This window comes from Micromonospora sp. LOL_023, from assembly GCF_048060115.1.
In the GTDB taxonomy this organism is placed as follows: Bacteria; Actinomycetota; Actinomycetes; order Mycobacteriales; family Micromonosporaceae; genus Micromonospora_E.
Window position 1 is genome coordinate 60,310 of record NZ_JBHMIM010000038.1, and the last position, 14,271, is coordinate 74,580.

Annotated in this window: 13 protein-coding genes and 1 pseudogene; 2 read left to right on the plus strand and 12 right to left on the minus strand. The window is 69.3% G+C overall.

Features of this window, described 5'->3' with window-relative positions:
- Positions 1–16 precede the first annotated feature (16 nt).
- The 6 genes from ACFHVL_RS20340 to ACFHVL_RS20365 form a co-directional block, all read right to left on the minus strand.
- Positions 17–736, minus strand: coding sequence for a methyltransferase domain-containing protein (locus ACFHVL_RS20340; RefSeq protein WP_416629827.1), 720 nt, complete (start codon positions 734–736; stop codon positions 17–19).
- Entirely contained in the window at positions 733–2,154 is a 1,422-nt protein-coding gene (locus tag ACFHVL_RS20345; RefSeq protein WP_416629829.1) for a lipopolysaccharide biosynthesis protein, read from the minus strand. The genes ACFHVL_RS20340 and ACFHVL_RS20345 overlap by 4 nt, the downstream gene beginning before the upstream one ends.
- Complete coding sequence (locus tag ACFHVL_RS20350; protein ID WP_416629831.1) at positions 2,138–3,358, minus strand: glycosyltransferase; 1,221 nt, start codon at positions 3,356–3,358, stop codon at positions 2,138–2,140. Before ACFHVL_RS20350 ends, ACFHVL_RS20345 begins: the two co-directional genes overlap by 17 nt.
- A gap of 158 nt (positions 3,359–3,516) precedes the next feature.
- The gene (locus tag ACFHVL_RS20355) at positions 3,517–4,719 is read right to left on the minus strand and encodes a glycosyltransferase family 4 protein (protein ID WP_416629832.1); all 1,203 of its coding nucleotides are present in this window, start codon (positions 4,717–4,719) and stop codon (positions 3,517–3,519) included.
- 48 nt (positions 4,720–4,767) lie between these two features.
- Complete coding sequence (locus ACFHVL_RS20360; RefSeq protein WP_416629833.1) at positions 4,768–5,430, minus strand: NeuD/PglB/VioB family sugar acetyltransferase; 663 nt, start codon at positions 5,428–5,430, stop codon at positions 4,768–4,770.
- A complete protein-coding gene (locus ACFHVL_RS20365; protein ID WP_416629835.1) occupies positions 5,427–6,581 on the minus strand; it encodes a DegT/DnrJ/EryC1/StrS family aminotransferase in 1,155 nt (384 codons plus the stop codon). The genes ACFHVL_RS20360 and ACFHVL_RS20365 overlap by 4 nt, the downstream gene beginning before the upstream one ends.
- Before the next feature lie 129 nt (positions 6,582–6,710).
- On the opposite strand from ACFHVL_RS20365, the gene ACFHVL_RS20370 reads away from it, so the two are divergent.
- Positions 6,711–7,301, plus strand: a complete 591-nt coding sequence (locus ACFHVL_RS20370; protein ID WP_416629836.1) for a low molecular weight phosphatase family protein — start codon at positions 6,711–6,713, stop codon at positions 7,299–7,301.
- Here ACFHVL_RS20370 and ACFHVL_RS20375 read toward each other — a convergent pair.
- Positions 7,288–8,760, minus strand: coding sequence for a polysaccharide biosynthesis tyrosine autokinase (locus ACFHVL_RS20375; RefSeq protein WP_416629838.1), 1,473 nt, complete (start codon positions 8,758–8,760; stop codon positions 7,288–7,290). The two genes, ACFHVL_RS20370 and ACFHVL_RS20375, sit on opposite strands and share 14 nt — an antisense overlap.
- 183 nt (positions 8,761–8,943) lie before the next feature.
- Between ACFHVL_RS20375 and ACFHVL_RS20380 the strand changes: the two genes are divergently transcribed.
- Complete coding sequence (locus ACFHVL_RS20380; RefSeq protein WP_416629839.1) at positions 8,944–10,860, plus strand: polysaccharide biosynthesis protein; 1,917 nt, start codon at positions 8,944–8,946, stop codon at positions 10,858–10,860.
- A 28-nt stretch (positions 10,861–10,888) separates the two neighbouring features.
- On the opposite strand, the gene ACFHVL_RS20385 is transcribed toward ACFHVL_RS20380, so the two are convergent.
- From ACFHVL_RS20385 to ACFHVL_RS20405, 5 genes and pseudogenes are all read right to left on the minus strand, one after another.
- Complete coding sequence (locus tag ACFHVL_RS20385) at positions 10,889–11,566, minus strand: formylglycine-generating enzyme family protein (protein ID WP_416629840.1); 678 nt, start codon at positions 11,564–11,566, stop codon at positions 10,889–10,891.
- A gap of 52 nt (positions 11,567–11,618) precedes the next feature.
- Positions 11,619–12,779: an alanine racemase gene (locus tag ACFHVL_RS20390; RefSeq protein ID WP_416629842.1), complete on the minus strand. Its 1,161-nt coding sequence runs from the start codon at positions 12,777–12,779 to the stop codon at positions 11,619–11,621.
- A gap of 99 nt (positions 12,780–12,878) precedes the next feature.
- Positions 12,879–13,307 (minus strand): RidA family protein, encoded by a 429-nt coding sequence (locus ACFHVL_RS20395; RefSeq protein WP_416629843.1) that lies wholly within the window; start codon positions 13,305–13,307, stop codon positions 12,879–12,881.
- Positions 13,304–14,086, minus strand: coding sequence for a 2-keto-4-pentenoate hydratase (locus tag ACFHVL_RS20400; RefSeq protein ID WP_416629845.1), 783 nt, complete (start codon positions 14,084–14,086; stop codon positions 13,304–13,306). Before ACFHVL_RS20400 ends, ACFHVL_RS20395 begins: the two co-directional genes overlap by 4 nt.
- A pseudogene (locus tag ACFHVL_RS20405) lies at positions 14,083–14,271 on the minus strand (4-hydroxy-2-oxovalerate aldolase); the annotation flags it as partial. The gene ACFHVL_RS20400 and the pseudogene ACFHVL_RS20405, both read right to left, overlap by 4 nt.

Below are 14,271 nucleotides of genomic sequence, written 5' to 3' on the forward strand. Positions count from 1 at the left end.
CTGATCCGGCCTGGGATCAGCTCGAACTATCGGACGCCGCTTCGCCGGGCACCGGCCGGCGGAACGTCAGTTCCTCACCCCGCCATGGTGCCGTGATGTCCCGGCGCCGGATCACCCGCAGCCCGTACTTCTCGACAAGACAGACCAGATCGTCGATCTCCTGCCATACCGTCGCGGCCCACTCATCGAACTCGGCGTCCGTGGCACCGGCCTGAGCATCGACCAGGAAGGTGCCGCCTGGGCGCAGCACCCGATCCACCTCGTGCACCAGGCGCTTGAGGTCCAGCGCGTGGTCGAGTGAGTTGGTGTACACCACGTCGACGGACGCGTCCGGGAACACCAACTCGTGGAAGTCGCCATGCAGCACATACTCGTTGCGCTCACCGGGATTGAGATCGACACCTACCGCGAAGGCACCGACGTCGTGGAACGCCCGAACCTCGCTGCCGATCCGGGCCGCCAGGCAGAGCACCGTGCGGCCCGCCCAGACCCGGTCGTGGGCGAGCCGTCCGGCGAGTGCCTCGCGGAACGCCCGGTCGTAGTCGTTCAGGTCCAGCAGCTCGAGCTTGGTCCGTTGATGCGCTACGTAGTCGTCGTAGGCCGAGTACTGACGAACGTCCAACCCGCCGGTGGTCCTGGAAAGGTCGCGGCGGACCGGAGTGCGCAGCAGATAGCGGATGCGTCGCCATCCGATACCCGAGCGGAGCAGCCGCATCGTTCGGATCGGATCGCTCATGGCGCGGAGGACCGCATCGATTCGGAAACGGGTGTATGAGTCCATCTTGGCCTCTCCTCGTGAGGTGGCTGTGCGGTAGCCCGCACAGCCGCCTGGTCCTTGGCTCGGTTGCGCCCGCCGACGATCCCGGTTCGCAGCGCCCGGTACACCAGGACGGACTTGTGCAGGAACTGGACAACCGCTGGAATGGTCACCGCCCACGCCGCGCCGGCCAGTCCGTACTGCGGGACGAGCAACGCCGCCGGTGCTGCGGTCAGCACCATCACCACCGCAGCGAAAAGTTCCGTGCCGAACCGGCGCATCGCCAACAATGCCGTATCGAGAAAGTAGACGGCGGTCTGCACCGCGACGGCCACGGTGAGGATCACCAGAATCCCGGCGTGGCCCGCGTAGAGCGGCCCGTACAACAGCCCCATCACGTCACGGCCCCACACCATTGCCAGTGGAACCACGACCGCGCCCCCGACCATCGCCGCCGCGACCAGCTGCCAGGTGAGCGTCCACAGCCGGTCGGCACGCCGGGCGGTCCACAGCCGGGTCATTGCCGGCAGCAGCACCTGTGCCAGCGCACCGGTCGTCGTGCTGGCCGCGACCACGACAATGCCGAGCGCCGCGAAAACGCCGAGTTCCGCCGTACCCAGAGTCGCCTCGACCGCGTAGCGCGGGATGCTCACCGCGAACGCGGTCAGGCTCGACGCCAGGCCGACCGGAACTGCCAGCAGCACCAGAGGGCGTAGACCGAGGGTGGAGCCGACCTGCGGTGACCCGCTGTCACTACCGGTCCCGCTGTCACTACCGGTCCCGCTGGACCAACTTCGCTGGCTCCAGCACACGGCGCCGGCCAGCGCGGACGCAGCCACCGAACCAGTCACCGCCCAGACGAGATCACCCGTGGTGGCGAGGACAGTGGCAACCAGGACGGTTGTCAGCACAGCGTTGACGGTCATGGAGATGCCAATCAGCCGCATCTGCCCCTGGCGCTGGAACAGCCCGTAGTACATGTCGGCCAGACCGTCGACCGCTTTGGCTGCTCCGACCAGCACGATCACCATGGTGGTATCGGTGCCGACGGTCACCGCGACGACGACGATCGCGGCGAACGCGGCCGTCATACAGCCGACCCGCAGCCTGAGGTAGGTTGCAAACCGGTAGCCCGAGGCCCTGTCGGTGACCAGAACGTTTCGTAGCGCCAGGCTGGCCAGCAGTACGATCGGGGTGCCGATCGCCAGACCGAGCGTGTACTGCCCGACCATCGTGGGGGTGCCGAGTCGGGCCAGGCTGATGACCACCAGCCACTGTGACAGCGCGTAGGCGGCGTTGCCGAGCAGCGACCAGGCGACTCGGCCGGCGAGTATCCGCGAGCGGGTGTGCCGGGCCGAGCGCTGCCCGGGCGGGCGGGGCTCAGCTCGCGGAAGCATGTTCCCGTACTGCCACGGCGGGTGACACCCGCGAGGGGCGGCAGGCCATCCGGATCGTCCGGTAGAAGTTGGCCCGGCGGGGGGCCAGTACCTCGGTGCGGTACTCATGGGCCCGGGCAAGGTTGCGCGCAGCGACTTCGGCCATCCGCTGCTGGTCGGCCAGCAGCCGCCCGATCGCCTCCGCGAGGGCTGCCGGGTCGCCGGCGGCCGTCAGACAGTCCGGGTCGAGCAGTTCCGGGGTGCCGCCGACCAGGGTGCCGACCGCCGGCAGGCCGCGGGCCATCGCTTCGATGAGCGCTCGGGACAATCCTTCGGTTCGGGATGGAAGGACGAACAGATGGGCTCGGTCGAGCCAGCGCCGGACCTCGACTGCGGGCAGGTCACCGGTGAACATGACCCGATTGGTCAGGTCGTGTCGGGCAGCGAGGCGTTCCAGCCGTGGACGAAACCGGCCGTCGCCCAGGTGTACGAGATTCACCAGGACGCCGCTGCGGTTCAGCTCACACATCGCCAGCAGCAGAACGTCGATGCCCTTGTACATCTGTTCGAGTGAACCAACCGAAATCAGCGTCACTGGCGCACCGGGCGGCGGTGGGGTTCGCGCCTCGGTGACGAACGCTGCCGGCCGCAGATCGATACTGGAATACGAGGTGGCGACCGTATGCAGCCCGGGTGGATATCGATTCTGCAGGTGCGTCTCAGTGACGTAGGCCGCGCCGGTGGCAAACCGGCACTGCTCCCGCAGTGCACGGACAGCCCAATGGCGAAGCAGCGGCCGCATCGGATGGCGCACGACTGCGCGGGCGAACACGTCCTGCGGATCGCCGACGACCTCGACGGCGTACCCGCGACGTTGGCGACGCAGGATCGGCACCACGAGAGTGGCGATCGGCGACGGTACGCGGAGTATCACCGCCGCGACGTCGTCGAGGGCGTCACGCAGCGACCGACACAACACCCTGCGGCGCAGCAGGTACTGACCGGGGCCCACGTAGTACGGTAGCGGCCAGATCTCGACTCCGCTGCCATCCACCCTGGATGCCTTTGCCGGGGGTTCTGGGACGTCCATCACCCTGGCCAGCAGCCGGACGCGCTCGAAGGCCGACAGGTAACGGGTCCAGAAGGAGTGCGCCGGCCCGGCCACGGTCCACACGGCGCCATCGGGCGTGCGCCGCAGCCGCGCCTCCGTACTGACCGCGATCATGCCGGTCGCGGATCCTGAAAGGTTGTCCACAGTGCCCCCGTCCAGCAGCAAGGCAATTTCCGCTATAACCTGATTTAGGCTAACAGACGGATATGACCTAAAAGTACAGATATCGCGGGTTCTTTGAGAAGCGATCCCCATGGCTACCGACACCGGACCTACCCGGGGACCGTTCCGACCAACCGTCGACGTCGACGCGGCACCGGGTGCAGTCCCCCGGCCACCTCGACGACATCAGCCACCGCGCCGGCGCAGTCGCCGCTGTCGAACTGCCGCTCCACGAGCTCCCGCGCGCGAGCCGCACGCCGGTCCAGGTCGCCAGCACGGAACTCCGCCTGTGCGGTGTGCAGCGCGGCGAGCAGCGCCGCCACGTCGCCGGCGGGCACCACCCACCCGCTGCCCGCCGACACGGTCTCCGGCAACCCGCCCGCGTCGGAGACGATCGACGGCACACCTGACGCCCCGGCCTCCAGCGCCGCGCCGTGATTCTCCGACAGTGACGGGCTGACGCTGACATCCGCCGCCGCGTAGTACCGTCCAACGTCGATCACCCCGGCGAACCACTCGATGCTCGGCTCGCCCGCCACCTCGAATCGGCCGAGGAGTTCCTGCCGGTACTCCTCCCCCGCCGCATCCCAACCACTACCCACCAGGATGAGCCGCGAGGCCGGGCAGTCTCGGTGGAACCTGCGCCACGCGTCGAGGAGGATGGCGTGACCTTTGATCCCGGTTCCCCGATGCACCAGCGACTTCGGCGCGTAGACGTAGGCCACCATGATCACCACGAACGTGTCGTTCGGCAGACCGAGCTGGTGGCGAGCAGCGGCCCGTGTCGCGGCGTCCACGGGACGGAACAATCGCGTGTCCACGCCGTACGGGATGGCGAACAGGGTGCGGTCGGGCCGGCCCAGCTTCCGGTACAGCTCGGCGGTGTGCCCACTGCCGGCGATGACGGCGTCATCGAGTCGGCACAGAATCCGCTCGGCCGCACGAATCACCCCGGATTCGAGAAACAGCGGACCGGGAACCATGAACACCCGGGCCAGGTCGAGGCCCGGTGCGCAGAGCCGGACCGCCAACGCGGCATGGTAGTGGTGGTACTGCACCACGTCGGGGCGCAGTCGACGGAGCAGTCGACGTAACCGATGCAGCTGCACGAACGTCGACACGCCTGGCCGGAAGCGAAACTGGAACGGCGAATCGATCATCGGCACACCGGCCCGGTGCAACTGTTCACGCAGCCGACCAGGGCCCGCCGGCAGCAGCACGATCACTTCGTTTCCACGCCGTCGCAACTCCACGACCTGGGGCACGACCCACCGACCGCCCTCCGCCGTCTTGAGCATCACTACCACCCGCATGGTCGCTCCTCTCCCATCATCGACGCCTGTCGATCACGTGCGGTGTGATCATCGCGCCGGAACTCCCTTGACCACGACGTCCGACGGCACGTCGCGCACGACACAGGCACCGGCACCGACCGTCGCGGCGGCGCCGACCTGTAGTCCCTGCAGGATTGCTGCGGTTGTACCGACCAGGACCGCATCGGCGAGCCGACAGTTGCCGGACACCGCCGCCAGCGGGTTGATCGAGCTGTAGTCCCCGACCGTGGTGTCGTGCCCGACTACGCAGTTCTGATTGAGATGCACGTGCCGGCCCAAGGTGACGTTGGTGGTCACCCGGGCACCGGCGAACAGCACCGTGCCCGCCCCGAAGCTGTTGTCCTGGCCAACCGTCGCGGCGGGATGGATCAGGGTCGCGGCGACCGACCGGGGCCGGCCGGGCCCGGCCGGACCGATACGCCGACCGACCGACCGACGCGCCGTGGGCGACCCGATGGCGATGACATGAGCCGGTGGATCGGTCCGGCCGGCCAACCAGCTCACCGCGCCGAGCAGCGGCACGCCGAGACGGTCCAGACGCTCCTTGTCGGCCGGCCTCGGGTCATCGTCGATGAAGCCCAGCACCTGCCAGGGTGGCTGCTGTCGAGTGTTGTTGATCGCCGTGACGATGTCGTACACCTCACGGCCGTGCCCCCCGCAGCCCACGATGACGAGTCCAGCCGCGGTCATCGGGCAGTCCGGGCACCGTCGAGAAAGGCGGTGATGGCGCTCAGGACCCGGCTGATCTGCTCGTCGCCGAGCGAAGAGCCGCTGGGCAGCGCCAGGCCGGTCGCGAACAGCCGGTCCGCCGCTCCGGTGAGGATCCGGTCCGCGGACGCGAAGACCGGCTGCTGGTGCATCGGCTTCCACACCGGTCGCGTCTCGATACGCTGATCCGCGAGAAATCTGCCCAGTTCGGCCGCTTCCCAGCCGGCGACCGTGCTGTCCACGACGACCACCGTGAGCCAGGCGTTGGCGCCGAGATCGGCCGCGTCACCGAGATCACCGAGCAGTCGAACTCCAGGAACGCCGGCGAAGGTCTTCGCGTACCGCCGGCGGGTCTCCCTGCGACGGGCGATCATGCCGTCCAGCCGCCGCAACTGTGCCCGGCCGACGGCGGCGAGCAGGTTGCTCAGCCGGTAGTTGTAGCCGATGTCGGTGTGCTCGTAGTGCGCCACCGGCTGGCGTGCCTGGCTGGCCAGGTAACGGCACCGTCGGGCGAGCGCCTCGTCGTCGGTGACGACCATACCGCCGCCGGAGGTAGTCATGATCTTGTTCCCGTTGAAGGAGAAGACTCCGACCCGACCGAACGCCCCGGCCGGCCGACCTGCCAGGGTGGCCCCCAGTGCCTCTGCCGCGTCCTCGACGACCGGCACGTCGTACGCAGCGCAGAGCGGGATGATCACGTCGTAGTCGGCGCAGCGTCCGAACATGTCGACCGGTATCACTGCCCGGACCGGAGGACGGCGACGGTCGGGGCGGGCCAGCAACTCGGCCAGCAGATCGACGTCGATGTTGCCCGACTGGTCGTCGCAGTCGACGAAGACCGGGACCGCTCCGGTGTAGGCGACGGCGTTGGCGGTGGCCGCGAAGGTCAACGTGGGCACCGCGACCGCCTGGCCCGGCCCTACGCCGAGCGCAAGAAGTGCCAGATGCAGGCCAGCGGTCGCCGCGTTGACGGCGACCGCGTGGTCGACTCCGATCCGTTGCGCCATCTCCCGTTCGAAGGCGTTGACGTCCGGGCCAGCCGGTGCCAGCCAGCCTGAACGAAACGCGGCCAACAGGAATTCCTCCTCGAGCGCACCGACATCCGGTGTCGAAAGGAGGATCTGCGCCGTCATCGCGCGGCTCCACCGGAAGGCACCAAACGGGCGCTAGGCTGAATTCGCCGTGGCCGAAGAGCCGGCCGCGACCGTCCGACTGCCCTGGTCGGCCGGCCAACCAAGCGCGCACAAGAATGGCTTGTTACGTTGACGACCACTGATCGGTTCACCATCCTGTTCGTGTGCCGGGCAAACATCTGCCGCTCACCGTTGGCGGAACGGCTGGCCCGGCACGACTTGGCGAACCGGCTCGGCCCGGACACGAACGGATTCATCGCGCACAGCGCCGGTACCCACGCGCTGTCCGAACAGCCGATGCATCCGTACTCCGAAAGAGTTCTGCGCGAGCACCAGGCGGATCCGTCAGGGTTCATCAGTCGGCAGGTCGACGCTGGTCTGCTCGAGGCAGCCGACCTGATCCTGACCGCCAGCCGCCGACACCGGTCACACTGCGTGGCGCTTGCCCCACCTACACTCGCTCGGACCTTCACCATTCGCCAGTTCGGCCGGCTGGCCCGAGCGGCGGTCGGTGTGCCGCAGGCGGGACCGGACCCGGTGGTCCGGGCCCGGACCCTGGTGGTGGCCGCAGCCGCCGCCCGCAGCCGGACCCAGCCGGTCGCCGCCGCGCACGACGACTTGGCCGATCCGGTGTTGCGCCCGGTCGAGGACTTCCGAGTCTGCGCCGCCCAGATCAGCCAGACCGTCGGCACCCTGCTCGACGTCATCACAAAGTCTTGACGCCGCCGGTGGCGACCGGCTCCTCGCCACCGGAAGCGGTGACGGCCACTGTCGGGTAGGTCGGATGGACCTGCCGCTGGCGGGCCGGGGCGATCGGGTTCTTGATCCGGCGACGGCCGGACTCGTGGTAGTAGTAGTGGTAGGAACCGCTGCGATGCGGTGCCATGTTGAGCACGCAGCCGAGCAACCGGGCATCGACTGCCCGTAGCGAGGCCGCCGCGGCCCGCAGATGCGCCTCAGTGGTCTTGGCGCACCTGCCCACCAGGATCGTGCCGTCGACCTGGGCCGCGACCGGCGCCGCGTCGGTGACCGGCACCAGCGGCGCGGTGTCCACGATGACCACGTCGAAGCGCGCACGGAGGCTGGCGAGCAGGTCGGCCATCTGCTGCGACCCGAGCAGCTCACTCGGGTTCGGTGGGATGAATCCACTCGGTAGCACTGTCAGGCTGCTGCCGCCCCACACCTGCAGCACGTCGTCGAGGTTCGCCTGCCCGGCCAACACATTGGTCAGCCCCACCGCGCCCTCGATGTCGAGATAGGCGGCCGCCTGGGGTCGGCGTAGGTCCGCTTCGACGAGCACCACCGAGCTACCGGCCTCGGCGAGGGTCAGCGCCAGGTTGGTCGCCGTCGTTGTCTTGCCTTCGTTCGGCATCGCGCTGGTCACGACCAGGCTCCGAATCGGCTTGTCCACGTCGGCGAACTGCAGGTTGGTTCGCAGCTGGCGGAATGCCTCGGCCCGAGCGGAATGGGTCTGCCGGCCGATGACGAGTGGCTCGCGACGTGCGGTGCTGTCCAGCGGGATGGTGCCGAGCACCGCCGCCGCGGCAACGTCCTGAAGCTGTTCGACGGTGCGGACGGTGGTGTCGAGCAGGCCGCGGAGCAGCGCGAGGCCGACTCCGGCAAGTAGGCCGATGAACAAGCCAAGCCCCATGTTGCGCGCCGGCTGTGGCGATACCGGGTCGGGATGGAGCAGCGGACCGGCGACCACCTCGACGCTGACCGCAGGTTCGTCGGATCCGGGCGAGGTCTCCAGCCGCTGGACCAGGTCGACGAACTCGCGGGCGACCGCGCCGGCGATCTGTTCCGAACGGCTCGGCGAACTGTCGGTGACGGTCGCCTGCAGCAGGACGGTGTCGGGCACTGGGCGGGCGCTGATCCGGGCCTGCACCTCGCCCGGGGTCAGGCCGAGGCTGTGCCTGCTGACCACGGTTCCGGCGAGGCGGTCGCCGGTGAGCAACCCGCTGTAGGACTTCACCCGTTGCTGGGAGAACAGTCCGCCCTGGTACGCGGCTACCGCACCCTGCCCGCTGGAGGTCGACACGAAGAACGTCACCGAAGTGGCGTACTGCGGCGTGGCACGCGCGTTGACCAGCATGGCGGCGCCGACCGCGACGGTCACCGCAGCCACTACCCACCACCATCGCTTCCGCACCGCGTCGAGGTAGTCACGCAGCTCCATCGGTACGGCCTCCAAAACTCCTGATCCGCCTTGTCAGGGCCATCTTGTACCAATCTGCACTAGCTAAGGGCCATTTCTGGTCAAATAGTGGCATTGCCGCTCGGCTGACAGTGGCCAGTGGACGAGACCAGAGCGCCACCGGGGCGACCGGATGACGCCGTACGCCGATCGAACGGGGCTGGAATGGATCCATCGACCCGACTCCCAGAGAACACCACCCGCCGTAACCGGGACCGGACCGTCGCACCGCTGTGGCTGGCCGATCTGGGTGCCTGGTGCACCGGCCTGATCGTCGCCGTCTGGACCCGGTACGAGTTCGGGCTCGACGGCATCCACCTCAACGGGCTCGTCCTGGCGATGCTGGCCGCGATCGTGCTGCACACCGCGATCGCGCATGCGGGCTACCTGTACCGGGACCGCTACCGCTCGGGAAGCTTCGACGAGGTGTTGGCGGTGTCCCGAGGTGTGCTGGCCACCATGGCGGTCCTGCTGCTGTTGGACCTCGCCGCACCGCAGCGCCCCGTGCCGGCGAGCGCGCCACTGGTGGCGGGCTGCCTTGCGCTGGTCCAGATGCTCGGCGTGCGCTACCTGCGCCGGCTGCGGCACGAACGGCGCCGCCGGCCGTCTGGTCGAGACGTCACCCCGGTGCTGCTGTTCGGAGCCGGGGCAGCCGGCCAGTCCCTGCTACGCGCGATGCTCGACGAACCCAACGGACGGTACCTACCCGTCGGACTGCTCGACGACGATCCCGCCAAGCGACAGCTTCGGGTCAACGGCGTACCCGTGCTCGGTGGCCGCCACGACATCCCGGCCGCCGCGGCTGGCACCGGAGCGACCACCGTCGTGTCGGCCGTCGCCAACGCGGACGCGGCGCTGATCCGCGAGGTCCGTCAGCTCGCCCACCAGGCCGGCACCCGGTTCAAGGTGGTGCCCTCCGTCAGCGAACTACTGGAGAACGAACCCGCCGTCACCGACCTGCGGGACCCCGACTTCAGCGACCTGCTCGGCCGCCACCAGATCGAGACCGACCTGGATGCGATCGCCGGCTACCTGACCGGCAAGCGGGTCCTCGTCACGGGCGCCGGTGGCTCCATCGGCTCCGAACTGTGCCGGCAGATTCAGCGGTTCCAGCCGGGTGAGCTGATGATGCTCGACCGCGACGAATCGGCCCTGCACGCCGTACAGCTGTCACTTCGCGGCCGCGCGCTGCTCGACAGCCCCGACCTGATCCTGGCCGACCTGCGCGACAGCGACACCGTCCGGCAGGTCATGCGGACCCGCCGGCCCGAGGTCGTCTTCCACGCCGCCGCGCTCAAACACCTCACCCTGCTGGAACGTCACCCCGGCGAGGCGGTGAAGACCAACGTCTGGGGCACCCAGACGTTGCTCGAAGCCGCAGCCGGGGTCGAGCGGTTCGTCAACATCTCCACCGACAAGGCCGCCGACGCCACCAGCGTCCTCGGCTACTCCAAACGGATCACCGAGCGCCTCACCTCCTTCGCCGCCAGCACGAACCCGGGTACGTTCCTCAGTGTCCGGTTCGGCAACGTCCTCGGCAGTCGCGGATCCGTGCTGCACACGTTCGTCGCCCAGGCTGCGGCCGGCAGGCCGATCACCGTGACCGATCCCGAGGTCACCCGATACTTCATGACCATCCAGGAGGCGGTGCAGCTGGTCATCCAGGCCGCGGCGATCGGTCGCGACGGCGAGGCGCTCGTCCTGGACATGGGAGATCCCGTACGGATCGCAGACGTCGCCCGCGCCATCGCCGACCAGCACGACAACTCAGTGAAAATCATCTACACCGGGCTACGGCCCGGGGAGAAGCTCCACGAGGATCTACTCGGCCAGAACGAACATGACGCCCGGCCGCTGCACCCGATGATCTCCCAAGTGCCGGTGCCGGCGCTGGATCCGGTGCACGTACACCTACTCGACCCGTACGGCCGCAGCGACGATCTGACCGACGACCTGGCAGCGCTCTGCGAACCGGAACGGCCAGTGGTCACCGCCGGGGCACAGCGTGGTGGTGCCGGTGACGCGGTATCGGCCGACGGCACCGCGATCGCCACCAACAACGGCTCAGGCGGCGCGGGGTAGCCGTCCGACGAACCTCGGCCGGTGCCGGTCAGCCGGCCGGTGCCGATCCGGCGATCCGGAAGCCCACATCGTCGATCGCGAACGTCGGATGGCTACGGCGCCGGACCGAGGCCCGGCAGCTCCAATGCTCGTCCGCCCAGCCACCGCCACGCAACACCCGGTAGCTGCCGTAGACCTCGGCGTCGTAGATGTCCCAGCACCAGTTCCAGACGTTGCCCAGCATGTCGAACAGCCCCCAGGGGTTCGGGCGTTTGCCGCCGACCGCGTGGCAACGACCCGCCGAATTGCCCCGGTACCAGGCGATGTCGTCGATCGGTCCGTACCGCGGGCCGCTGGTGCCGGCCCGGCAGGCGTACTCCCACTCGGCTTCGGTCGGCAGCCGGTAGCCGTCCGCGGTGACGTCCCAGCTGGCGTATTCGGCGTCGACGTCGATCTGGTATGCCGGCTGCAACCCCCGCCGTTCGGACAGGATGTTGCAGTACCGGACGACGTCCCACCAGGAGACGTCCACCGCCGGTGACCGGCCCCGGTCACCGGCGGTGGGAACGGGATCCGTCGCAGCCGCGTACTGCGTCCGGGTGACCGGGTACACGCCGATGCTGAAGTCCGCCACCTCGACCGACCAACTGCGTCGGGTACGCCGGTCCGACAGCGTCACCTGACCGCCGGCCAGGCCGACCATCGCCGGTACCTCGATGCATACCATCGCGACATGGTCCCATCCGGGTGGTCGCCGAACGCCGACCACCCGCGCCGCATCACCTCGAAGCGCCTGGACCCATCGTCGACCAGACCGCCTCCACCTCACCGCCGCGTACCGCCGTCACCTCGGCCGAACCGGCGAAGGCCATGGAGACGTGATCGGGGATGATCTGCACCCGCTGTCCCACCTCGAGCGCGGTCGGCGGCCCGGCACCGACCCAGCGCAGCCAGCCGAACTCCGCGCAGAGCCGATCGATCCGCCAGCCGGGCAGGCCGACCAGCAACCCGGTCCCACCCAAGACGCCACGGTCCGCCATCGCCGGCAGGCCGCCCGATCCGAGTGAGGCCCATCCGACATCGATGCAGGCCCGGTGCGGCTCAGGATGGCTGACCACGGTGGCGAGCAGCCGCACCGCGCAGGTCGCGACCGTGGCGTTGCCCAACGCGATCTGACCGACGTCGTTGAATGCGTACGCACCGGGCCGGATCTCGGTCACCCCAGGCTCGGCTACCACCGTCCGCGCGGACACCGACGCCGCTAGTGAGATCGTCGACAGTGTCAGACCAGCTGACCGGATCGCCTCCGCAGCCTCCACCGTGGCTCCAGCCACCGCCCGGGCCCGGCCGGTCAGGTCGGCCTGGTCGACCGCGTCACGGACCGACCCCTCGTAGGTCAACACTCCGGTCAGCCGGACGCCGGGCAGCTCGGCGATGTCCCACGCGACCCGCGCCGCCTGTGCGGGATCCACCCCGCAGCGGTCCAGCCCGCTGTCCACGATCAGCAGCACGTCGAGCAACCGACCCGCCGCCGCGAACACCTCACCGAGCGTACGGGCACCTGCCGCGCTGTCCGCTCCTACCGTCAACTCGCAACGCTGCGCCAGCCGCAGTGCGCGCTGCGCCTTGTCTTTCCCGACGAGCGGGTACGCCACTGTCATCCGGGAGACACCGGCGGCGGCCAGTACTTCAGCCTCACCCAGTTTGGCGACGCAGATGCCGTCGGCGCCGTGGTCCAGTTGCGCCCGGGCGAGCTGCGGCACCCGGTGGGTCCTGGCATCCGGGCGAAGCCCAACCTGATACTGGTGGCACCGGCCCGCCATCTCGTCGAGGTTGCGTTCCAGCACGTCGAGGTCGAGCAGCAGGTTGGGGGTCTCCAGGCCGGCCGCGACGGCGAACAGGCCCGACGCGTCCAACTGCGGGTGAACGTCAGAGGTCACGGTGTCTCCGGTAATGGTCGTCGATGCGTACGTCTCCGCCAGACGCCATCTTGCCGTACCACCCGGACCAACCGCCGCCGCCACAGCGTGATGTCACGCTCACCTTTGCGTTGCGGCTCCCGCCGGTGCCACGGCGATGGCCTGGATCTCGATGAGCAGGTGCGGGTGCGGCAGCTGATGGACGGCGACGGTGGTGCGGGTGGGTCCGGTGTGGTCGAAGTGTTGCGCCCAGACCTGGTTGTAGCCGCCGAAGTCGTTCATGTTGACCAGGTAGGTGGTGACCGAGACCAGGTCGGTCAGGTTGGCGCCGGCGGCGGCGAGCAGGTCGGCGATGTTGGCGATGACGGCGCGGGTCTGCTCGCGGATGTCAAGTTGGGTGGTGCCGTATTCGTCGACGGTGGCCCCGGCGATGGTGTTGTCGGGGCGGCGGCTGGAGGTGCCGGAGACGAAGATGAGGCCGCCGGCGACCTTGACGTGCGGGAACCTGCCGCGTGGGGTGGCTTTGCCGGTGACCAGGTGCGCGGTCACGGTGTTCCTCCGGTGGTGGTGAAGGCGGCGGTGCCGATGCCGTGGACGGTGGCCCGGATGTGGGCGCCGGGGGTGAGGGGGACGGCGGCGGTGGCCGCGCCGGCCAGGAAGATCCACCCGGCCCGCAGGGTGGGGCCGTGCCGGCCGGCGAGGGCGATGCCGGCGGCGAGGGCCCGTCGGGGGTCACCGAGGATGGCCGCCGTCGATCCGGTCTGCACCGTGTGGCCGTCGATGTCGAGGAGGACGCCGAGGTTGTCGACGCCGTCCGGGATCGGCTGCCACTGCCCGATGGTGAACAGCGCGGCGGAGGTGTTGTCGGCGATCACGTCGGGCAGCGAGAAGGTGAAGTCGCGGTAGCGGGAGTCGATGACCTCCAGGGCGGGGGCGACGGCGCGGACGGCGTCGGTGAACGGCATTCCGGGGGTGGGTGGCCGGTCGAGGAGGAAGGCGATCTCGGGTTCGACGCGGGGGTGGATCAGCCCGGAGATGTCGACGCTGCCGCCGTCGGTGACCTGGGTGGTGTCGGTGAGTTGGCCGAGGATCGGGGAGTCGACGCCGACCTGGGCCATCTTGGCCTGGCTGGTCAGCCCCATCTTGACGCCGACGAGGCGTTCGCCCCGGCCGGTGCGGCGGGCGATCAGCGCCTGCTGCACCCGGTACGCGGCGTCGACATCCACCGCGTGGGTGTCGGCGAGCTGCGGGATCGGGGTGCCGGTGAGGGCCGCGTCGTCCAAGCGCTCGGCCAGGTCGGCGGGGTCGATGTCTGCGCTGGTGGTCACTGGCTGCCTCCGTGGGCGGTGTTCGCGGCGTCGGCGAGGTCCAGCGCCACGTCGGTGATCATGTCTTCCTGGCCGCCGACCATCCGTCGCCGGCCGAGTTCGATCAGGATGGACCGCACGTCCAGGTGGTAGCGGTCGGCGGCGCGTTCGGCGTGGCGCAGGAAGCTGGAGTACACCCCGGCGTA

Excerpts from the sequence above, each read along its gene's own strand:
- ACFHVL_RS20365 (WP_416629835.1), bottom strand. The coding sequence starts at position 6,581 with ATGACGGCGCAGATCCTCCTTTCGACACCGGATGTCGGTGCGCTCGAG.
- ACFHVL_RS20355 (WP_416629832.1), bottom strand. The coding sequence starts at position 4,719 with ATGCGGGTGGTAGTGATGCTCAAGACGGCGGAGGGCGGTCGGTGGGTC.
- ACFHVL_RS20385 (WP_416629840.1), bottom strand. The coding sequence starts at position 11,566 with ATGGTATGCATCGAGGTACCGGCGATGGTCGGCCTGGCCGGCGGTCAG.
- ACFHVL_RS20360 (WP_416629833.1), bottom strand. The coding sequence starts at position 5,430 with ATGACCGCGGCTGGACTCGTCATCGTGGGCTGCGGGGGGCACGGCCGT.
- ACFHVL_RS20380 (WP_416629839.1), top strand. The coding sequence starts at position 8,944 with ATGGATCCATCGACCCGACTCCCAGAGAACACCACCCGCCGTAACCGG.
- ACFHVL_RS20375 (WP_416629838.1), bottom strand. The coding sequence starts at position 8,760 with ATGGAGCTGCGTGACTACCTCGACGCGGTGCGGAAGCGATGGTGGTGG.
- ACFHVL_RS20345 (WP_416629829.1), bottom strand. The coding sequence starts at position 2,154 with ATGCTTCCGCGAGCTGAGCCCCGCCCGCCCGGGCAGCGCTCGGCCCGG.
- ACFHVL_RS20350 (WP_416629831.1), bottom strand. The coding sequence starts at position 3,358 with ATGATCGCGGTCAGTACGGAGGCGCGGCTGCGGCGCACGCCCGATGGC.
- ACFHVL_RS20340 (WP_416629827.1), bottom strand. The coding sequence starts at position 736 with ATGAGCGATCCGATCCGAACGATGCGGCTGCTCCGCTCGGGTATCGGA.